The organism is Mesorhizobium sp. B2-6-2, assembly GCF_006440615.1.
GTDB lineage: Bacteria > Pseudomonadota > Alphaproteobacteria > Rhizobiales > Rhizobiaceae > Mesorhizobium.
The window spans coordinates 15,473-34,481 of record NZ_VFUG01000008.1 but is presented as its reverse complement, the minus strand read 5'-3'; the positions used below and the strand labels follow the sequence as shown (position 1 = coordinate 34,481).

At 62.3% G+C, this 19,009-nt stretch carries 24 protein-coding genes and 1 pseudogene; 7 read left to right on the top strand and 18 right to left on the bottom strand.

The annotated features are described in order from the left end of the window. Nucleotides 1–2: 2 nt before the first annotated feature. Together FJ419_RS17455 and FJ419_RS17450 are read left to right on the top strand one after the other, a co-directional pair. Nucleotides 3–638, top strand: a complete 636-nt coding sequence (locus FJ419_RS17455) for a uracil-DNA glycosylase family protein (RefSeq protein ID WP_246679235.1) — start codon at nucleotides 3–5, stop codon at nucleotides 636–638. A gap of 107 nt (nucleotides 639–745) precedes the next feature. Beyond that, nucleotides 746–1,237 (top strand): Lrp/AsnC family transcriptional regulator, encoded by a 492-nt coding sequence (locus FJ419_RS17450; RefSeq protein ID WP_006205209.1) that lies wholly within the window; start codon nucleotides 746–748, stop codon nucleotides 1,235–1,237. 22 nt (nucleotides 1,238–1,259) lie between these two features. Here FJ419_RS17450 and FJ419_RS17445 read toward each other — a convergent pair whose 3' ends face one another. From FJ419_RS17445 to moaA, 13 genes and pseudogenes are all read right to left on the bottom strand, one after another. Next, a complete protein-coding gene (locus FJ419_RS17445; RefSeq protein WP_140695860.1) occupies nucleotides 1,260–1,832 on the bottom strand; it encodes a DUF3299 domain-containing protein in 573 nt (190 codons plus the stop codon). Nucleotides 1,833–1,897: 65 nt separating this feature from the next. After that, nucleotides 1,898–2,476, bottom strand: a complete 579-nt coding sequence (locus FJ419_RS17440) for a GNAT family N-acetyltransferase (RefSeq protein WP_140695857.1) — start codon at nucleotides 2,474–2,476, stop codon at nucleotides 1,898–1,900. Next, a pseudogene (locus tag FJ419_RS17435) lies at nucleotides 2,436–3,141 on the bottom strand (DNA alkylation repair protein). The gene FJ419_RS17440 and the pseudogene FJ419_RS17435 overlap by 41 nt, the downstream one beginning before the upstream one ends. A gap of 6 nt (nucleotides 3,142–3,147) precedes the next feature. After that, nucleotides 3,148–4,017: an NAD(P)-dependent oxidoreductase gene (locus FJ419_RS17430; protein ID WP_140695854.1), complete on the bottom strand. Its 870-nt coding sequence runs from the start codon at nucleotides 4,015–4,017 to the stop codon at nucleotides 3,148–3,150. A 178-nt stretch (nucleotides 4,018–4,195) separates the two neighbouring features. After that, nucleotides 4,196–5,020, bottom strand: a complete 825-nt coding sequence (locus tag FJ419_RS17425; protein WP_140695851.1) for an ABC transporter permease — start codon at nucleotides 5,018–5,020, stop codon at nucleotides 4,196–4,198. After that, entirely contained in the window at nucleotides 5,017–5,733 is a 717-nt protein-coding gene (locus FJ419_RS17420; RefSeq protein WP_140695848.1) for an ABC transporter permease, read from the bottom strand. Before FJ419_RS17420 ends, FJ419_RS17425 begins: the two co-directional genes overlap by 4 nt. 78 nt (nucleotides 5,734–5,811) lie before the next feature. Next, nucleotides 5,812–6,597 carry an ABC transporter substrate-binding protein gene (locus tag FJ419_RS17415; protein ID WP_140542438.1) on the bottom strand — a complete coding sequence of 262 codons (786 nt, stop codon included), beginning with the start codon at nucleotides 6,595–6,597 and terminating at the stop codon, nucleotides 5,812–5,814. A 151-nt stretch (nucleotides 6,598–6,748) separates the two neighbouring features. Further along, nucleotides 6,749–7,264, bottom strand: coding sequence for a molybdopterin-guanine dinucleotide biosynthesis protein B (mobB, locus tag FJ419_RS17410; RefSeq protein ID WP_140695845.1), 516 nt, complete (start codon nucleotides 7,262–7,264; stop codon nucleotides 6,749–6,751). Continuing rightward, nucleotides 7,261–7,893 carry a molybdenum cofactor guanylyltransferase MobA gene (gene mobA / locus FJ419_RS17405; protein WP_140695842.1) on the bottom strand — a complete coding sequence of 211 codons (633 nt, stop codon included), beginning with the start codon at nucleotides 7,891–7,893 and terminating at the stop codon, nucleotides 7,261–7,263. Before mobA ends, mobB begins: the two co-directional genes overlap by 4 nt. Nucleotides 7,894–7,898: 5 nt before the next feature. Further along, a complete protein-coding gene (locus FJ419_RS17400) occupies nucleotides 7,899–8,819 on the bottom strand; it encodes a DMT family transporter (protein ID WP_140695839.1) in 921 nt (306 codons plus the stop codon). 124 nt (nucleotides 8,820–8,943) lie between these two features. Next, the gene (locus tag FJ419_RS17395) at nucleotides 8,944–9,300 is read right to left on the bottom strand and encodes a hypothetical protein (protein WP_140695836.1); all 357 of its coding nucleotides are present in this window, start codon (nucleotides 9,298–9,300) and stop codon (nucleotides 8,944–8,946) included. Between the two features lie 113 nt (nucleotides 9,301–9,413). After that, complete coding sequence (locus FJ419_RS17390) at nucleotides 9,414–9,908, bottom strand: hypothetical protein (protein WP_140695833.1); 495 nt, start codon at nucleotides 9,906–9,908, stop codon at nucleotides 9,414–9,416. Nucleotides 9,909–9,963: 55 nt separating this feature from the next. Continuing rightward, nucleotides 9,964–10,959: a GTP 3',8-cyclase MoaA gene (moaA, locus tag FJ419_RS17385; RefSeq protein ID WP_140695830.1), complete on the bottom strand. Its 996-nt coding sequence runs from the start codon at nucleotides 10,957–10,959 to the stop codon at nucleotides 9,964–9,966. A 198-nt stretch (nucleotides 10,960–11,157) separates the two neighbouring features. On the opposite strand from moaA, the gene FJ419_RS17380 reads away from it, so the two are divergent. Further along, nucleotides 11,158–11,511 carry a DUF971 domain-containing protein gene (locus FJ419_RS17380; protein WP_112561700.1) on the top strand — a complete coding sequence of 118 codons (354 nt, stop codon included), beginning with the start codon at nucleotides 11,158–11,160 and terminating at the stop codon, nucleotides 11,509–11,511. On the opposite strand, the gene FJ419_RS17375 is transcribed toward FJ419_RS17380, so the two are convergent. Next, a complete protein-coding gene (locus FJ419_RS17375) occupies nucleotides 11,508–11,930 on the bottom strand; it encodes a nuclear transport factor 2 family protein (RefSeq protein WP_246679234.1) in 423 nt (140 codons plus the stop codon). The two genes, FJ419_RS17380 and FJ419_RS17375, sit on opposite strands and share 4 nt — an antisense overlap. A gap of 180 nt (nucleotides 11,931–12,110) precedes the next feature. Between FJ419_RS17375 and FJ419_RS17370 the strand changes: the two genes are divergently transcribed. After that, complete coding sequence (locus tag FJ419_RS17370; protein WP_140695824.1) at nucleotides 12,111–12,722, top strand: pyridoxamine 5'-phosphate oxidase family protein; 612 nt, start codon at nucleotides 12,111–12,113, stop codon at nucleotides 12,720–12,722. Nucleotides 12,723–12,734: 12 nt separating this feature from the next. Here FJ419_RS17370 and FJ419_RS17365 read toward each other — a convergent pair whose 3' ends face one another. Further along, a complete protein-coding gene (locus tag FJ419_RS17365) occupies nucleotides 12,735–13,187 on the bottom strand; it encodes a MarR family transcriptional regulator (RefSeq protein WP_095765406.1) in 453 nt (150 codons plus the stop codon). 47 nt (nucleotides 13,188–13,234) lie between these two features. Between FJ419_RS17365 and FJ419_RS17360 the strand changes: the two genes are divergently transcribed. Continuing rightward, nucleotides 13,235–14,143: an alpha/beta hydrolase gene (locus FJ419_RS17360; RefSeq protein ID WP_140695821.1), complete on the top strand. Its 909-nt coding sequence runs from the start codon at nucleotides 13,235–13,237 to the stop codon at nucleotides 14,141–14,143. 152 nt (nucleotides 14,144–14,295) lie between these two features. Here FJ419_RS17360 and FJ419_RS17355 read toward each other — a convergent pair whose 3' ends face one another. Both FJ419_RS17355 and FJ419_RS17350 read right to left on the bottom strand, forming a co-directional pair. Further along, complete coding sequence (locus FJ419_RS17355) at nucleotides 14,296–14,697, bottom strand: rhodanese-like domain-containing protein (protein WP_140695818.1); 402 nt, start codon at nucleotides 14,695–14,697, stop codon at nucleotides 14,296–14,298. Between the two features lie 173 nt (nucleotides 14,698–14,870). Next, nucleotides 14,871–15,482 carry a TetR/AcrR family transcriptional regulator gene (locus FJ419_RS17350; RefSeq protein ID WP_140695815.1) on the bottom strand — a complete coding sequence of 204 codons (612 nt, stop codon included), beginning with the start codon at nucleotides 15,480–15,482 and terminating at the stop codon, nucleotides 14,871–14,873. Between the two features lie 99 nt (nucleotides 15,483–15,581). On the opposite strand from FJ419_RS17350, the gene FJ419_RS17345 reads away from it, so the two are divergent. Continuing rightward, nucleotides 15,582–16,328 (top strand): 3-oxoacyl-ACP reductase family protein, encoded by a 747-nt coding sequence (locus tag FJ419_RS17345; protein WP_140695812.1) that lies wholly within the window; start codon nucleotides 15,582–15,584, stop codon nucleotides 16,326–16,328. Between the two features lie 222 nt (nucleotides 16,329–16,550). Beyond that, on the top strand, nucleotides 16,551–18,431 hold the full coding sequence (locus tag FJ419_RS17340) for a murein L,D-transpeptidase (RefSeq protein WP_140695808.1): 1,881 nt from the start codon (nucleotides 16,551–16,553) through the stop codon (nucleotides 18,429–18,431). A 64-nt stretch (nucleotides 18,432–18,495) separates the two neighbouring features. Here FJ419_RS17340 and FJ419_RS17335 read toward each other — a convergent pair whose 3' ends face one another. Beyond that, the gene (locus FJ419_RS17335) at nucleotides 18,496–18,981 is read right to left on the bottom strand and encodes a hypothetical protein (protein ID WP_140695805.1); all 486 of its coding nucleotides are present in this window, start codon (nucleotides 18,979–18,981) and stop codon (nucleotides 18,496–18,498) included. Nucleotides 18,982–19,009 lie beyond the last annotated feature (28 nt).

The following is a 19,009-nucleotide window of genomic DNA, read 5'->3' as shown; positions in this document are numbered from 1 at the left end:
AGTTGGATAATCTGCCCGATACGAGACAAGCGCTGCAGCGCCTCGCCGAAAGGGTGCGGGCCTGCCGCATCTGCGTCAACCAGCCGCTTGGCCGGCCTTTGCCGCATGCGCCGCGGCCGGTGCTGCAGCCGTCCTCCACCGCGCGGATCCTGCTTGCCGGTCAGGCGCCGGGGACAAAAGTGCATGCGTCGGGCATGCCCTTCACCGATGCCTCGGGAGACCGGCTGCGAAACTGGCTCGGTGTCAGCAGCGATGAGTTCTACGACGCCGAAAAATTCGCCATCGTGCCGATGGGCTTTTGTTTTCCTGGACAGGACGCCAAGGGCAGCGACCTGCCGCCGCGTCGCGAATGCGCGCCGGCCTGGCGCCAGGACCTGATGGCGCAGATGCCGCAGATCGACCTAGTGCTGACCATCGGCGGTTATGCGCAGGCATGGCATATGGGCACGACACGCCTGCCGTCACTGACCGAGACGGTCAGGAACTGGCGCGCCATATGGGATCGACCGTCGCTGCCGAAAGTGCTGCCGCTGCCGCATCCATCGTGGCGGAACACCGGCTGGCTGAAGAAGAATCCCTGGTTTGAAATGGATTTGCTGCCCTTCCTGAGGGCGGAAATCCGCTATCGTATCGATTAGGCATTCTGCAAGAAATCACTCGCATTTACCGCCATCGGCAGAATTTCTTTCTTGTGAAAGGCTCTGATAAAAGGGATTATAGCCAAACTATTCCCCTGGAGCCTCCCATGGATCGCCTCGATAGAAAAATTCTCCGCCTTTTGCAGGAGGACGCGACGCTCGCGGTCGCCGATGTCGCCAAGAAAGTCGGCTTGTCGACGACGCCATGCTGGCGGCGCATCCAGAAACTCGAGGAAGAAGGCGTCATCAAGCGTCGCGTCGCCATCCTCGATCATGAGAAGGTCAATGTGCGCGTCACCGTTTTCGTGTCGATCCGCACCAATTCGCACAGCCATGAATGGCTGCGGCGCTTCTCCGAGGTCATCCAGGAATTCCCGGAAGTGGTCGAGTTCTACCGCATGAGCGGCGACGTCGATTACCTCTTACGCGTTGTGGTTCCGGACATCGCCGCCTACGACGCTTTCTACAAGCGGCTGATCGCCAAGATCGAGATCCGCGACGTCTCGTCGTCCTTCGCCATGGAGCAGATCAAGTACACGACCGAAATTCCGCTCGACTACATGGTGCTGGACAAGGAATCGGGCGCGAACGCGGCGTGACACCGGTCACGCCCGATCGGCCCTAATTCTTCTTTTTGTTGAGAAAATTCCACGGCGAGTTCACCGGGAGCGTAACCGTGTCCGGCACGCTGTCGACGCCCGCCACCTCGGCCTTGCGTACGGTATAGCCCGACTGGACCATCGAGACGCCATCGAGGATGAAAAGCTGGCTTTTCTCCATGCCGGGCTTCAGCACGCCTGTGACCGCCACCGGCTCATAAGTCTCTTTCATCTTGTAGGGATGCGCCGGCGTCACCAGCACGATCTGATTGGGCGGCGGCGTCGGCATATGGCTGCAGGCGCCGGTCCATGGCACCAGCAGGAACTGATAGACGAGGTCACCCTCGCGATCGACCGGCAATGCATAGCCGGCTAATTGTATCGTCTTGTCCTGCAAGTTGAGCGACAAAGTCTCGCCATGGTCGGGCAGTTTTGCCGCGATCATCGGCAGGCTCGCGTCTTCGGCTATCGCCTGCGTCGCGGGGCGCAGATCCTTCCAGAAGATATGCGCGACATCGGCCGCAGCATCGGCTCCCGAAGCAACGAACAGGAGTACGGTCGCCAGCGTCGCGCATGATTTGAAACGCTTGTTCATGGTCGCTCCATTCTTCGCCAGCCGATTTGCGGAATCGAGTAAAAGCGTCGTGACCGGCTCCATGCTCAACGGCTCAGCCGCATCACATGCCGGCGCGTGCCGGCGGTACCGGACTCATGGAAGCCCCTCGTGGCAAACATGTCGCGAAAACCCATGAAGCGATAGCTCGGGGCGGCCTCGTCGACGGGATAGGCCTCGATTATATGTGCGCCTTTGCTGAAGGCATGGTCGATCGCAGCGTCAAGCAAAGCGGAGGCCAGCCCACCGCCGCGCTGGGCCCTCGGCACATAGAAGCAGACGATCGACCAGATGCCGGTTTCGGTGTCGTCCTGCTGCTTTGAGAGTTTCCGGTAGGTCTCGCGTGGCGCGACCGAGCACCAGCCGACCGGCCTGCCGTCCATCTCGGCGATGATGCCGACCGGGGTGCCTTTGTCGATGAGCGCCATCATCATGCGCTTCTTCTCGTCGTTCTGAATGTGTTCGCGGGTGGAATGGCGCCAGGCCATGCACCAGCAATATTTCGGTGCGCCGGGTTGCTCGAACAGGTTTTCGAAGTCGGCGCGTGTCTCTGGCGTCACCCCGACGAACCGAATCCCGGCAAGGTCATGCTTTTGCGGCAGCGAGCCTTTCGAGCTGTCTGGCATCCGTCAGTTCCTTCACCGCATCCTTGCCGATCCAGCGCGCCGTCTTGTCGGACGATGCCGCCAATCTTTCCGCCAGCGCAAGGGCAGGGGCGTGCAGGCTCATCGAGCGCTTGCCGATCTGCCGCAGCGCCCAATTGACCGCCTTGCGGACGAAATTGCGCGGATCGCCGGCATGCTTCTCGATCAGCGGCAGATAGGCGAGGAAGGTCGCGTCCGGCTCTTTCTTGAGATGCACCGCGCTCCAGGCCAGCATGGCAAAGGCGGTGCGGCGAACGAATTCGCGTTTGTCTCCAGCGAACTCGTCGATCAATTCGCGCCAGAACGGCGTCTCGGCAAACAGGTCCGCTACGGTGTCGACGATCTCCCAGCTGTCGAAATCCGCGGCCCAGCGCCGGCATTGATCGATATCGACCTTCTTCGGCTCGCCGGTGAAGGCGGCCATCAGCCGCGCTTCGCGGATGCCGCTGTTCCAGAGCTGCAGCGACCGCTCGTGGTTCTTCTTCAGCTTGCGCGCCAGCGGCCGCAATTGCGAATTGCCGACGCCGAGCGCGCTGGCGGTGTTGATGCCGAAGCGCGCCATGCCCGCCCCGATTGTCCTCGGTGCCGACCGAACGCAAATGAGCGACGACGTCGTCGGCGCTCCAGCTCGGATCGGGCAGAGGCATCGTCACCTATCTTTCCAGGCGCGCCAGCAGCGAGGACGTGTCCCAGCGCTTGCCGCCCATGTCCTGCACATCCTTGTAGAACTGGTCGACCAATGCCGTCACCGGCAGCTTGGCGCCGTTGCGATTGGCCTCCGCCAGGCAGATGCCGAGATCCTTGCGCATCCAGTCGACGGCGAAGCCGAAATCGTATTTGCCTGCATTCATCGTCTTGTGGCGGTTTTCCATCTGCCAGGAGCCGGCAGCACCCTTCGAGATCACCTCGATGACCTTGTCGATGTCGAGGCCGGCCTTCTTGCCGAAATGGATGCCCTCGGCCAGGCCCTGGACGAGGCCGGCGATGGCGATCTGGTTGATCATCTTGGTCAGCTGACCTGCACCAGCCGATCCCATCAGGCCGATCATCCGGGCGTAGGCGTCGATGACGGGCCTGGCCTTGTCAAAGGCGGCCTCATCGCCGCCGACCATGACGGTCAGCACGCCGTTCTCGGCGCCGGCCTGGCCGCCTGACACCGGCGCGTCGAGGAAGGAGAAGCCCGCCTTTCGCGCGGCGTCGTCAAGCTCGCGCGCGACCTCGGCAGACGCGGTGGTGTTGTCGATGAAGACGGCGCCCTTCTTCATAGCGGCAAAGGCGCCGTTGGCACCTGTGGTGACCGAGCGTAGATCATCATCATTGCCGACGCAGGAGAAGACGAAGTCCTTGCCCGCGGCCGCATCGGCCGGCGTCAGCGCCAGTTTGCCGCCATGCTGGGCCACCCACTGCTCGGCCCTTGCCATGGTGCGGTTGTAGACGGTGACGTCATGGCCGCCCTTGTTCCTGAGGTGCCCGGCCATCGGATAGCCCATGACGCCAAGACCGAGAAATGCAACCGATGCCATAAGCCTGCCTTCCAACAAAACACAGTTTCCAGTGGCGGAAGGTCTAGGCCACGCGAAAAATTCGTCAAGGCACGCAGAGCCGCTTCGGCTGGTGCAGACGGCCGGGGCGGCGATCTAAGTCTTTGTTTTATGCATGTCGTTTCCCCTAAAACCGCTGCGCACTTTTAGGCGACATGCATTATCGATGCAGATGGACGGTGATGCGGCGCTCGATCCACTCGACGCCGTGGCGCAGGATCTCGACCATCACCAGATAGACGATCGCCACCCAGATATAGGCCTGGATGTCGAAGGATTTTGCGTAGGCGAGCTTGGCGTTGCCCATCAGGTCGTAGACGGTGATGATGGCGACGATCGCGGAAGCCTTGATCATCAGGATGAGCTCGTTGCCATAGGGTCTCAGCGCGACGATGATCGCCTGGGGCATGATCACCTTGCGCAGCGTCTGCAATTTGTGCAGTCCGAGCGAGGCCGCACCTTCCCATTGGCCGCGCGTCACGCTTTCGATGGCGCCGCGCAGGATTTCGGCCTGATAGGCGGCGGTGTTGAGCGAGAAGGCAAAGACGCCGCAATAGAAAGCCTCGCGGAAGAACCACCACAGCCCGACCGTCTCAAGCTCAGGCCGGAACGAGCCGATGCCGTAATAGACCAGGTAGGTCTGCACGAGCAGCGGCGTGCCGCGGAAGAAATAGACGTAGCAATAGGCAAGCGCGGACAGGATCGGGTTCTTCGACATGCGGCCATAGGCGACCGGCAGCGACAGGAGCGCGCCAACGACCATCGAAATGCTCACCAGCGATAGGGTGGTCCCCAGGCCTTGCAGATAGGCGGGAGCATATCTGGCGAAGAATTCGGCGTTCCAGGCATAGACCAGATAGGCGACGATGCCGGCGCCGAACAGCACCCAGATGCCGACCAGCGCGTAGCCGAGGATACGGGCTCGCGACCACCCGCGCGCTTGCGGAGGCGGCTTGTCGATGGCGATGGCGTGGCTGACGCTCACCGCGCCTCCCTCCGTCCGAGGTAGCGCAGGATGTAGCTCGTGGCGATCGACGACAGGACGGCCAGCGCCAGAAAGATCAGCGCCGCAACGCTGTAGAACAGGAAGGCATGCCTGGTGACGCGCGCGGCGACGCCGGATTGGCGCAGGGTCTCGGCGAGATTGACCACCGACACCAGGGATGTGTCCTTGAGCAGGCTTAGCCAGCAATTTTCGAGGCCCGGAAAAGCGATGCGTATCAGCTGCGGCAGGACGATGAGCCGCATCGTTTGCCATTTCGACAGGCCAATGGCGTAACCGCCCTCATACTGGCCTTTCGGAATGGCGCGGAACGCGGAGAGGAAGACCTCGCTGGCATAAGAGGAAAAGATCAGCGACAGCACGATCATGCCGGCGATGAAGCTGTTGACGTTGATCGTCGCGTCGGGATTGAACAGCCGCACGACATATTGCAGGAGAAGCGGCATGCCGAAGAAGAACAGGAACAGGGTCACCAGTTCGGGCAGACCGCGAAAGACCGTGGTGTAGATGTTGCCGGCCAGGCGCAGCGAGGGTTCTTCATGCTGCTTGGCGAAGGCGACGAAAAAGCCGGTCACCAGGCCAATCGGCAGTGTGGCGAGCGCCAGCGCGATGGTGACCAGAACGCCCGACGCAATATCATCACTCCAGCCCTCCGGTCCCCAGCTGAGAAGTGTCCAAATGCTTTGGGCCGGCATTGACGGGTCGTGTCTCCGTGGCGATCCCGGAAGGATTTAAGGGCGGCGAGGGATGCCTCACCGCCCTTGGCTTATCGATCAGGATTCGGCGCCGTAGACGTCGAACTTGAAGTACTTGTCGTTGATTTCCTTGTACTTTCCGTTCTTGCGGATGGCGTCGATCGCGTTGTTCAGCTTGTTGACCAGATCGGTCTCGCCCTTGCGTACGGCGATGCCGGCGCCCGGTCCGAAGATTTCCACCGGCTGCGGCGACGGCTGACCGAGGATCTTGCAGCAGGCGCCGTCCGGCGAATCCAGCCACTGCTGCAACACGACGATGTCGTCCTCGATCGCATCGAGACGGCCATTGGCGAGGTCTGCCTGTTCCTCGGGGCTGCTCGGATAGCCCTTGATGGTGCTGTCCGTGAAGGTCTTCGACGCGTAGTTGTAGTGCGTGGTCGTGGTGGCGACGCCGATGTTCTTGCCGGCGAGATCTTCCTTGGTCACGCCCTTGAGCGGCGAATCCTTCGGCACCGCAATGGCCGACGGGGTGTTGTAGTATTTGTGGGTGAAGTCGACCTTTTCCTGGCGCTCGGGCGTGATCGACATCGAGGCGACGATGGCGTCGAACTTGCCGGCCTGAAGCGCCGGGATGATGCCGTCCCAATCCTGCGCGACGAAGGTGCATTTCACCTTCATTTCATCGCAGAGAGCCTTGGCGATATCGATGTCGAAGCCGACCAGCTGGCCGTCCGATGTCAGGTTGTTGAAGGGCGGATACGCGCCTTCGGTGCCGATCCTCAGGGTCTTTTCCTGAGCCTGGGCGACGCCGAGTGTCAGCAGCGCGGCCGAAGCGGCAAGCGCGATACGCAGTGCAATACGCATGATAATCCTCTCATATGTCATGGCCGCTGTCCCGTGCGGCTCTTGTGGGCGGCCGTTTCTTGACCACCCGCTGAGGCGGATACTCCCACTCTTTGCGAGAAAAAAGCAACTGCAATTCAACGGCAAACGACAATCGGGATGTGCCGCTGCGTTACTTGGTTTGAGCCACGAGACCTGTGCTGCGCTCGACGAAGTCGGCTATCGATTTCGTGTCGTCGAGGTGGAAAACCGGCAGCTTTTCGCTTTCGACCGTGAAATCGGCGGCGACCGCGACAATGTTGGGATCGTTGGCCGAAAGCGGCGTCCGATCCTTGGCGTCAAGCCGCCTTGCCTCGATCTTCTTATGCGCTTCGCGCTTGTAGCCTTCGACCAGCACGATGTCCGCGGGCGACAGCCGCGCCAGGATGTCGGCCAGCGCCGGCTCGTTTTCCTCGCGCAATTCGTGCATCAGGGCCCAGCGCCGGCCGGAGACGATGGCGACCTCCGTCGCGCCCGCCTGGCGGTGGCGGAAGGAGTCGGCGCCCGGCTTGTCGATGTCGAAGTCATGATGGGCGTGCTTCACCGTTGAAACCGTCCAGCCGCGCGCCACCAGTTCGGCGACCAGCTTTTCCGTCAGGGTCGTCTTGCCGGAGTTCTTCCAGCCGGTGATGCCGAATATGCGTCTCATGGCCCGAGGCTTTGCAACAGACGCTCCGCCGCCGCAAGGTCGTCCGGCGTGTTGATGTTGAAGAACGGATCGATCTTTTGGCCGCGAGCCTCGATCATGGCGAACTCGACTTCGACATGGCCGTGCCGCTCCATGAAGGCGGAAACCCGTCGGTTGTCCTCGTCGACCAGGAAATGACGCAAGGCGTCGCGCAGGCCGAGCGGCCAGAGCGCGAAGGTCGGGTGCCATCTGCCGTCCGAGCTGGCGACGGCGATCGTGCCGGGCCGATCGAGCGCTGCCACCACCAGGCGCTCGACGAGGTTGTCGGGAAAGAACGGCGTGTCACCGGCGGCGCTCACCAGCCATCGGCAGCTTGTTTGCATTGCCGCCCAGTCGAGGCCGGTGAGAATGCCTGCGAGTGGGCCGGCATGGCCCGGCATCGTATCTTGGATCACCGGCAGGTCCATGCCGGCAAATCGCGCTGGATCGCCGTTCGCGTTGAGGCCCAGTGTGGCGACCTGCGGCCTCAGTCGCGTGGCGACATGGTCGATCAGCCTGGCTTTGCCCAATGAAAGGAGCGGCTTGTCGCCGCCGCCCATCCGGCGCGACTGGCCTCCCGCCAGAATGGTCCCTGCAACACTTCGGTCCATCGCGCCTATATGCCGTCCGGTGCCATGTCGGGTCCAGCGCTTTCGGCGGCAGGTTGCTGCCGTCCGACGACGCGCTCGCGGTAGAGCGCATAAAGACCCGAGCCGATGATGATGGCGGCGCCGACGGTCATTGGCGTATCGGGGATGTCGCCGAAAATGACGAGGCCGAGCAGGATCGACCACAATAACGCGGTGTAGCGGAATGGGGCGATGAAGGAGATATCGCCCGAGCGCATCGCCATGATGATGAACTGATAGCCGATGAGCACCAGCACAGCCGCCAGCGCCAGAAGCGTGGTCGCCCGGCCGCTCATCGGCGTCCAGCCGCCCATCGGCGACAAAAGCAGCGCGCCCAGCACCGTCATGGCAAGCGCGGTCGCCGTCGATACCAGCATGGTCGGGATGGCCTGCGGGATGCGCTTGGTGGCGAGGTCGCGCACCGCGCAGCAGGCGACGCTGGTCAATGCCAGCAGCGAATAGACGCTGAAGCCCTCGAAGCCCGGCCGCACGATGATCATCACGCCGGCGAAGCCGACGGCGATGGCAAGCCAGCGCCGCCAGCCGACGCCTTCGCCGAAGAACAGCGCCGCGCCCATGGTCACCGCCAGCGGCAGCGCCTGCAGCACGGCCGAGACGTTGGCGATCGGCAAATGCGCAAGCGCGATCAGAAACGATACCGTGGCGCCGGCTTCGCCCGCAACGCGCGTCGCCACCATCGGCTGCAGCATGGCCGCCGGATTGGCAAGCGCGCCGCGCCGCCAGGCGAGCAAGCCAACGAACAAGGACGCGAAAGCGCCGCGCACAAGCATGACCTGCGCCATGTTCATCGATTCCGACGAGAACTTGGTGATCGCGTCGTTCAAGGTGAAGCCGACCATGGCCACGATCATGAACAGCGCGCCGCGCAAATTTGGCGAGAGGGGCAAAGGGTTTTTCCGGATTCAATTTTAATTCAGCCGTCTAGCAGGCAGCCGGAAAACAGCAACGGCAAAGAAATGGGCCACGAATTTCTGCGTGGCCATGAGATCGATTTGCCGAGCTTTGGAAGCCTTACTTAGGCGTCAGCACCTCGGTGCCGTTGCCGTTCTGGCCGGCGATGGTCCACAGCCCGTGCAGGGAGCCGTCGTTCTCGATCTTGTAGACGACGAGACCGATTTCCTTGCCCATCGCGTAGCCGGCGGAAAATGCATTGTCGTTGCGCATACAGATGCCGTCCGAGGTCGAGCCGCCGGTTTCCCAGTGGATGGTGCAGGTCGTGTCGCTGGTCAGCGTGATGGTTGCCTCGCCGTCATATTTCGAGCCGTCGAAATTCGTGCCGGCGACGGTGTAGGTGCCGCCGATCGATTGAGCCGCGGCCGACACGGAAGCAACCCCAAGCATTGCAAGTGAAATCATGAATGTGCGCATGTGCACTCCCCCTAGAGCGATAATCCCGCGCGAAGGCTAGGCTGGAAAAGGTCGGCGGTAAATCGGCCGGAAGGCGACGCCAGCGCTTTATTTTCAGTGCGGCCAGGCTGACCTCAAGGGCCGCGCAGGGTCTTGGCGATGGAGCCGGCCAAAGGGTCGTATTTTGCCTTGAGCGCGGCAGGGTATTCGATCCAGACGGTGCGAATGACGTCGTCCTTTCCGAACAGGCGCCGTTCGTAAAAAATGTTGCCGTCCTTGGTGCCGGAGAGCACCGCCCAATTCTTGCCGGTCTTGCTGTAGGTGACCTTGTAACCCGGTTCGGTGCTGGCTTTCTCCTGGACGACGAAACCTTGCGGTGTATCGTTGTCGATGTTGTAGATGCCGGAACAGGTCAGGCTGGCGCCGTCGGCGCTAAGCCATTGCTGTCCGCCGCCATTTTCCGGCTCGGGCATCGGCTTGTTGAAGATGTCGTCGGGAAAAGTGCAGGACTGGCCGAACCGCGCATTCACGTAGGTGAAGGGCTTGGCCATCGCGGCCGTCGTCACGATTGTCGACAGGGACAAGATGGCCGCTACCGACGACCAACCGATGCGCTGCGGACGTTTCATGATCCCCCCTTTGGTCGATGACCGAAGGTGATCCTGCACCAAATCGTGGAAAAAATCAGCCGCCGGTGACGCTCATGTGCCGAGATACCGAAGGACGGTTGGTGCGGCGGTCGATGACGAAATCATGGCCCTTGGGCTTGCGGCCGATGGCCTCGTCGATCGCCTCGCCGAGCAGCTCGTTGCCTTCGGTGGCGCGCAACGGCGCCCTGAGGTCGGCGGCGTCCTCCTGGCCAAGGCACATATAGAGCGTGCCGGTGCAGGTCAGCCGCACGCGGTTGCAGCTTTCGCAGAAATTATGCGTCATCGGCGTGATGAAGCCGAGCCGGCCGCCGGTCTCCGTGACATGGACATAGCGGGCCGGGCCGCCGGTCTTGTAAGGAATATCGGAGAGCGTGAACTGGCGCTCCAGCGAGGCGCGCAGCAGCGACAGCGGCAGATACTGGTCGGTGCGGTCGGCCTCGATCTCGCCCATCGGCATCGTCTCGATGAGGGTGAGGTCCATGCCGCGGCCATGCGCCCAGCGCATCAGCTCAGGTATTTCGGCATCGTTGAAGTCGCGCAGCGCAACCGCATTGAGCTTGATCTTCAAACCGGCCTTCTGCGCGGCGTCGATGCCTTCCATCACCTTGCCGAGATTGCCCCAGCGCGTGATCTGGTGGAATTTCTCGGCATCGAGCGTGTCGAGCGAGACGTTGATGCGCTTGACACCGCAATCGGCGAGCTCGGCCGCGAAGCGCGACAGCTGCGAGCCGTTGGTGGTCAGCGTCAGCTCTTCCAGGGCGCCGCTTTCGAGATGCCGCGACAGCTGGCGCACCAGATGCATGATGTTCTTGCGTACCAGCGGCTCGCCGCCCGTCAGCCTGAGCTTCTTCACGCCTTTCTCGATGAAAACGGTGCACAGTCGGTCAAGCTCCTCGAGCGACAGCAGATCCTTCTTCGGCAGGAAGGTCATGTCCTCGGCCATGCAATAGGTGCAGCGAAAATCGCAGCGGTCGGTGACCGACACGCGCAGATAGCTGATGCTGCGACCGAAGGGGTCGATCATGTCCATTTGCAAACGTTTCCCATGGCCTGAGCGGCACCGTTATATACAGCTATGTGATACGATCCAATGCCGCATTCAAGATAGACGGTCTTGATCTTTGGTAACATTCCCCGGCCGACATCGCGTGTCGGCAAGGTCCAAGTGACCTTTTCCGGCTGAGCGAAGCAGCGTAGGGAAGGGCGGATTGATGCAGGATGGACGACAATGACGGCGCCGAAGGAACTCAGAGTCTCGAAGGACAGAAAACTGCTGTCCGTCACCTTCCCCGGTCATCACCCGTTCGAACTGCCGGCCGAACTTTTGCGCGTTGCTTCGCCCTCGGCCGAGGTGCAGGGCCATTCGCCGGAGCAGCGCGTGACCGTGCCCGGCAAGCGCAATGTCGCGATCCTCAAGATCGAGCCGGTCGGCAATTATGCCGTGCGCATCACCTTCGACGATTTCCACGACACCGGCATCTTCACCTGGAACTATCTTCACACGCTCGGCCACGAAAAGGACGAGCGCTGGAATGCCTATCTCGCGGAACTCCAGGAGAAGGGGCTGAGCCGCGACCGCTAGGCCATCTTGTCCGCGTCTTTCGGCTTGGCCAGGGCTGCCAGGATCTCGCTGGTGTCGTAGTAGAAGGGTGTGCCTTCAATCAGCCGACCATCCCTGAAGTGCAGGACTTCGGCAAATGGCTGCTTGATCGTCACGCCGGTGGCTCGCGCTGTCAGCGAAAGCGTGCAGCTCATAAAGACGACGTCATCTTTTTGCGCCGCCTGAAGGTTCTCCACCGCAACACCGCTCCAGCTTTCGTGCATCGTCTGGAAAAGAGAGGCGATGCCTTGAAGGCCGTTCCAGTCGCCGGCATAGGGCAGTGAGTGCGGTTCATGCACGACGACATCCCTGTGGAAGGCGCTGGTCAGCATCTCGATGTTGCCCGACCCCGATTGCAGGAATCGCATTTCAACGTCGAACATATTTTCGAGAAGTTCCATGGCGGTGCTTTGCCGCTCAACTGCTTTGTCCATGTCGATCTCCGTGTCCGTTTTGTACGGTGAACACGGTTTGCGCCGGAAATCATTGTGTCGACACCCGTTTCCTGATTGTCAGCTTTGGCACGTCGCGAGGACGTCATAGAGTTGGGGTAACGCCGGCAAAGGTTCGGAGGCGGAAAAATGTCTGAGATTACCACGGTCGAACAGCTCGAAGCGCTCTATGGCCTGCCGGGCGAAGCTTCGGTCGTCAAGGAACTCGACCATGTGATTCCCGAATATGCCGCCTTCATCGCGGCCTCGCCCTTCGTGGCGCTGGCGACAAGCGGGCCCGAGGGCCTCGACTGCTCGCCGCGCGGCGATCTCGCCGGCTTCGTGCGCATTGTCGATGACAAGACGCTGATGATGCCCGACAGGCGCGGCAACAACCGCGCCGATTCGCTGAAGAACATCATTCGCGATCCGCGCGTCGGGCTGCTCTTCCTGGTGCCGGGCTCAGGCACCACGCTGCGGATCAACGGCCGCGCTCACATCACAACCGACGCGGATCTATGCGCGTCCTTCACAGTCGACGGCAAGCCGGCCCGCTCGGTCACCGTCATCGATATCGACACGGTCTATTTCCAATGCGCCCGCGCCATCGTGCGCTCCGAGCTCTGGAACCCGGCCAGGCATGTCGATCCGAAGTCGCTGCCGACACCCGGCCGGATTCTCGAGGTCACCAGCCGCAAGAACATCGACGGCGAGGCCTATGATAGGGAATGGCCGGAAAGAGCAAAGAAAACGATGTGGTGATTGGAAGCCGGCTCAGGCTTCCTTCAGCACGTCGGCGATCTTGCGCATCTGCTCGCCGATCATGTCGCATTGTTCCGGCGTCGACTGGCTCATCGCCTTCTCGATCAGCGCCATGTGAACCTTCAGGGCCTTCATCAGCAGGGCCTCGCCCGCCTCGGTGAGGTTCAGCCGCAGCACCCGCTTGTCCTTCTCGTCGCCTTCGCGACGCAGCAATCCGCGGGCCTCGAGCTGCGGCAACAGCATGGTGATGTTGGAGCGGCCGACGAGCAGCTTGCGGGCAAGGTCGTGCTGCGACATGCCGGGGTGGCGGTAGAGGTTCATCAGCACGTCGAGCTGCGCCGGCTTGAGGTCGAGCGGGCCGAGCTTAACCGCCAGCGTGCGCTCCAGCACATGGCAGGCGCGCGCCACCGCAACCCAGTTGCGAAAGCGAGGGTTGTCCCAGGGTAGCTCTTGCTTAATGTTCATGTTTGAACTATTATGTTCACGCTTGAACGAATGGATGGACTGCCAATATGGCATCATTTGGAATGAAGGTCATCCGGGGCGTTTTTGGCGCGGCCGAGTATGTTGCGCCGCGTCTCGGCGGCCGTGCCGCCTTCGAATTGTTTTGCCGCACACCCAACGTCAAATCCCTGAGCGACGGCGAACGGCGCGCTGTGGAGCGTGCCTCAGCCTTCATGGCCGAGGCGCGCCATCACAGGCTGAAGACCAGGACGGATTGCGTCGCAGTGCATGAATTCCGGCCGGAGCCGGACAGGGAGTCGCGCGGCACGGTGCTCGTCATCCATGGCTGGCGCTCGCGCACCGAATATATGCGCGCTTTGATCGAAGGGTTTCGCGGCGCTGGCTACAAGGTTGTTTCGCTCGACCTGCCCGGGCATGGCCATTCGCTCGGCCGCCACCTCAACATGGTGACTGCCGTGGACGCGGCGCGGGTCGCCGGCGAATGGTTCGGCCCCTTTGCCGCCGTCGTCGGCCATTCCTTCGGCGGCGCGATTGCCGCCAATGCCGTCGCCGCATCGGTCAAGGGCATGCCGCCGCTTGCGGCGCAAAAGCTGGTGCTGATTGCGGCGCCGAGCTCGCTGCCTGCAATCTTCGACGACTTCAGCGATGTGATGAATGTCGGGCCGCGCTCGCGCGTCGCCATGGCGGACAGGGTGAAGCATCTGTCCGGGCGGCCGCTCAGTGAATTCACCGGCGACCGCCAACTGGCCGCAGCGTCGGTGCCGACACTGGTCATCCACGCGCCGGACGATCGCGAGGTCCATGCCGACCATGCCAGGGGTTATGCGGCTGCCGGCGAGCATGTCCACCTGCACTGGGCCGAGGGGCTTGGCCACCGGCGTATCCTCACCGACAGGGACGTCGTCGCGCGCGCGGTCGGCTTCGTGACCGGGCAGCGGGAAACGGCCCTGCACTAGGCTGCGTTGATATTCAGGTGATGCCGGCCTGCGAACGATGGTTTCCTCCGCTTCCGGTGCTCGCGTACTTCAAGTACGCTCCGCTCCGGTTCTCGGAAATCATCGTTCTCGGCTCGGCCTGACCTGAATCTCAATGCACCCTAATCAGCGTATCAGTCCGCCTTCTTTTTCTGCCCCGGCTCTACGGGCAGGCCCGCTGCTTTCCAGGCGGTATAGCCGCCGAGGACGTGCTTGACCGGCGTCAGGCCCATGTCTTGCGCCGTCTTGGTGGCTAAAGCCGAGCGCCAGCCTCCGGCGCAGAAGAAGACGAAGGTCTTGCCGCTGGCGAAGAACGGCTTGTGATACGGGCTTTCGGGATCGATCCAGAATTCCAGCATGCCGCGCGTCACATGCTTGGCGCCGGGGATCTTGCCGTCGCGTTCGACCTCGCGCGGGTCGCGCAGATCGACGAAGATCGTGTCCTCATCCTCCAGCAGCCCCGCTGCCTCCTCAGGCGACACGACCTCGATCTCGGCATTCGCCTCGTCGAGAAGCTGGCGATAACCTTTCTTCACGGCAAATCCTCCCGGCCACGCCTGCTGCGGCCGCCGAAATTTCGATCACAAAGCCTTGCGTTTGTCACTGGGGCAGGCGTTAGACCGTGATGGCGTTTCGTTGAATCGCAGTCACGATCTAACTGTTTGTTGGAGCATGATCTTCTCCAAAAACCGGTTCCCACTTTTCGGGATCATGCTCTAGCGCCGGCCATCGTCGTCCACGCCGCCATGGCGCCGGCAACGGTCGCCATAAGGGCGGCATGGGTTGCGCCGTCGCGCGCCTGGATCGACATGCCGTGCTGAACCGTAGCATAGAAGGTCGCCGCGGTGCCGCTGTCGAAGCTTGCCGGCAATTCGCCCTCCGCCACGGCGCGCTCGAGCCGTCGCAGCAAGGCGGTCCGGTTTTCCGCCCGGCGGCGGCGCAGATCATCGCAGATCGCGCCACTGCTTGAGTCCTGATGCAGCGCGCCGAGCGCGATAAGGCAGCCCTGCGGGCGATCGCCCTGCGAATAGGCCCTGGCTGTCTGTCGCAGGAAGTTCTCCACCGCCTGGCATGCCGTCGGCGCCTTGTCGAGCGCTGCCCAGATCTCGGTACCTTCGGCGTGCGTGTAATATTCGGTCGCTTCAAGGAAGAGCGCCTCCTTGCTGCCGAATGCGGCATAGAGGCTGGGAGACCCGATCCCCATTGCCGCGGTCAGGTCGGCGATCGAGGTACCCTCATAACCTTTGGCCCAGAACAGCTCCATCGCCCGCCGCAACGCGGCGGTTCGATCGAAACTTCGGGGACGGCCTCTTTCCGACATGACGCTCTTTTCTGTGTTGATCGTTACATAATTCACTTGACGATGACGGGCAAGGCTGACAGGTATTTATGTATCGATCGTTACACAAAGGAGAAATCAATGACTTCCAACCAGTTGCGCGGCAGGGCCGCTTTTGTGACCGGCGGCAGCCGCGGCATCGGCGCGGCAATCGCAAAAAGACTGGCGCGTGAGGGCGCCGGCGTCGCGCTGACCTATGTAAATGGGGAAGCGCAGGCGCAGGCTGTCGTTGGCGAGATCGAGGCGGCGGGCAGGCGTGCCGTCGCCATTAGGGCAGACGGTCGCGACGCCGAAGCGATCGAGCGTGCCGTCGATCGAGCGATGGACACGTTCGGCCGGCTCGACATCCTGGTCAACAGCGCCGGCATATGGCGCGCCGCGCCGATCGATTCCCTCTCGCTCGCCGATTTCGACGAGAGCATGGAGGTCAATCTCAGAGCGCCGTTCGTCGCCTCCAAGGCCGCGGCCCGACACATGGCTGACGGGGGCAGGATCATCTCGATCGGCAGCAATCTGGCCGAGCGGGTGACCGATCCTGGGCTCAGCGCCTATTCGACCAGCAAGGCGGCGCTGATCGGCTTGACGAAGGCCTTGGCGCGCGACCTCGGCCCACGCGGCATCACCGCCAACATTGTCCATCCGGGTTCCACAGACACCGACATGAATCCCGCCAACGGGCCACATGCGGAGCACCAGCGCCGCAAGATGGCAACGCCGCGCTTCGGCGAGGCCGAGGAGATCGCGGGAATGGTGGCCTGGCTGGCAAGTCCTGAGGGCCGCTTCGTCACGGGGGCATCGTTGACTATAGACGGCGGTGCCAACGCCTGATTGTTTTTTCGACACCGCCACATGCGTGTGAGGCCCGAGGACAGCCACTGCCTCGGGTCTCACAAGGATGTGAAACTGTTCTGCAACACGGCCGCGAAAATTTATGGAAGCTTAACGAAATCGGTATGAATCGGTATAGTCACGTCATACATCCGCCATGCGGAGGGCGGGACCGTCCAGCGGCGCGGAACGGGAACCGGCTACAACCGGTGCGGGTGAAGCATGAAAATCCTCGGGAACAAACGAACCGTCCTGCCGGTCGCTATCGCGGCGACGCTTGCCTTCGGGCATCAGCCGGCAAGTGCGCAAGGGCTGTTCGACATGCTGTTCGGAGGTGGGATCCGGCACAACCCGCAAGGCGAGTTCCCGCCGCCTCCGAAACCGCGCAAGGTGCGGCCGGCCGGAGAGGATGGTGGCAGCGTCAGGATCAGCGGTCCGACCTACAACACCTACAGGGCCGACAAGCTTGTGCGGGTCGATTTCAAATCGCTGCTGCCGGCACCGCAGGCCACGGCCGCTCAGGACGCCGCCTTTGTGCCGTCTGTGACGAGCAACAGCTTCCGCGATGCCGTCGCTGGCTTGAGCGAGTATGAGCTGTTTGCCGAGCCGGATATCGCCAAGGCGCTGATCGCCTATTATTCGGCCAATCCGGATTTCATCTGGGTGAGCGACAATACCCCCAACAGCCGGGCGCAGGATGCGGTGCGCGTCCTGGGCGAGGCGGCGAGTTATGGCCTGACGCCGGCCGACTACTCCGTCGATGTCCCGGCAGCCGCCAATTCCGCCGCCACACCGGAAGAGCGGACCAAGGAACTGGTCCGCTTCGAGATGGCGCTGTCGGCGCGCGTGCTGCGCTATGCCCATGATGCGCAGAGCGGTCGCGTCGATCCCAACCGGATGACCGGCTATTACGATTTCCCGGCCAAGCCGCTCGATCTCGAAGGCGTGCTGAAGACGCTGGCGCATACCCAGGAGGTCCGCACCTATCTCGAATCGCGGCATCCGCAGAATGCCGAATACCAGGCGCTGCGCGTCGAACTGGAAGCGCTTGAGGCGAGCGAGGAAAACGAGATCGTCGTCGTTCCCAAGCTCCTGCTCAAACCCGGCGAGAGCAGCCCGGAATTGCCGAAATTGCTGACGCTTATTTCCCGTAATCTCGATGACGAGATGGGTGGCAGCTATGGCGAAGTGCTCGCGAGGCTCGGCAAGAGCGAGCTCTACGATCCCGAGCTGGTGCCGGTGATCAAGGCGGTGCAGCAGCGCGCCGGCATGAAAGGTGACGGCGTCATCGGCCCGCGCACGGTGGCTTCATTGGCCGGCGCCTCAAAGGCGGACAAGCTCGAGAAGGTCAAGGTCGCGCTCGAGGAACTGCGCTGGATGCCGTCTGATCTCGGCAGCCCGCGCGTCTTCATCAACCAGCCCGCCTTCACCGCCAGCTATATCGACAATGGCGAGGAGAAGCTGAAGACCCGTGCGGTCATCGGCAGGGTCACCAACCAGACCGCCTTCTTCTACAACCAGATCAAGCAGGTCGACTTCCATCCTTATTGGGGCGTGCCGCAGTCGATCATCGTCAACGAGATGCTGCCGAGGCTGCGCGGCGATCCAGGCTATCTCGACCGCGCCGGCTATGAGGTGACGGATTCGCGCGGCAAGCGCATCCCATCGGCGGCGGTCGATTGGGGTGCCTATGGCGCCAACATTCCGTTCAGCGTGCGGCAGCAGCCGAGCGAGGCCAATGCGCTGGGCGAGTTGAAGATCCTCTTCCCCAACAAGCATGCCATTTACATGCACGACACGCCGCAGAAGTCGTTCTTCGAGCGCGACATGCGCGCGCTCAGCCATGGCTGCGTCCGGTTGCAGGATCCGCGCGGCATGGCCGCCGCCGTGCTTGGCACCACGGTCGACGATATCGCCGAGAAGCTGAAGCACGGCCATTCGACCGAGAATGTCACGCGCGTCATTCCGGTCTATGTCGCTTATTTCACCGCATGGCCGGACATGTCCGGCAAGGTCGAATATTTCGACGACGTCTATGGCCGCGATTCCAAGCTGATGCAGGCGCTCGACGCGACCGAAGCGGTGCGCACGCCGTCAAGCTGAGCGCTTTTTACTCCAAGCAATTCCGGACGGGAGGTTACCGCGAAGCCGCGGAGCCCTGACCGCTTCACACTTTTCCTGGAATTGCTTTGATCAACGGCCGGCGCAATCCGGCGTCACGCCCGGCGATCAGCCAATAGATCAGGCCGGCCACGAGGCCGCCGCCGGCGATGATGCCCATGTCGGCCCAGCGTTCCGGATCATCGGCGGCGCCCGGCCAGATCAGCATGAAACCGGCTGCCGCAGCTGCGGCGCCGAACAGCATATGCAGCCAGAAGCTTCGCAGCGAAAAGAACTCGGCGACCATTGCAAAGACCAGCGTCTGCATACCCGTCAGGACGATCGTCAGAAAGTAGATGAACATGCCGAGCGGCGGCACCACCAGCGCGGCGATCGGCGTGAACGCCATAAGCTCGAAGTAACCCGGAGCATTGGGCAGCGAACTCAATATCGCGTAGATCACCACCACGGCGATCAACCCGACAAGCACCGCGACCAGATAGCCGACAAGCACCATCAGGATGCGCTTCAGGACGTAGCCGATCATTGCCATGCACCCCCGTGCCCGCAATCATGGCGGG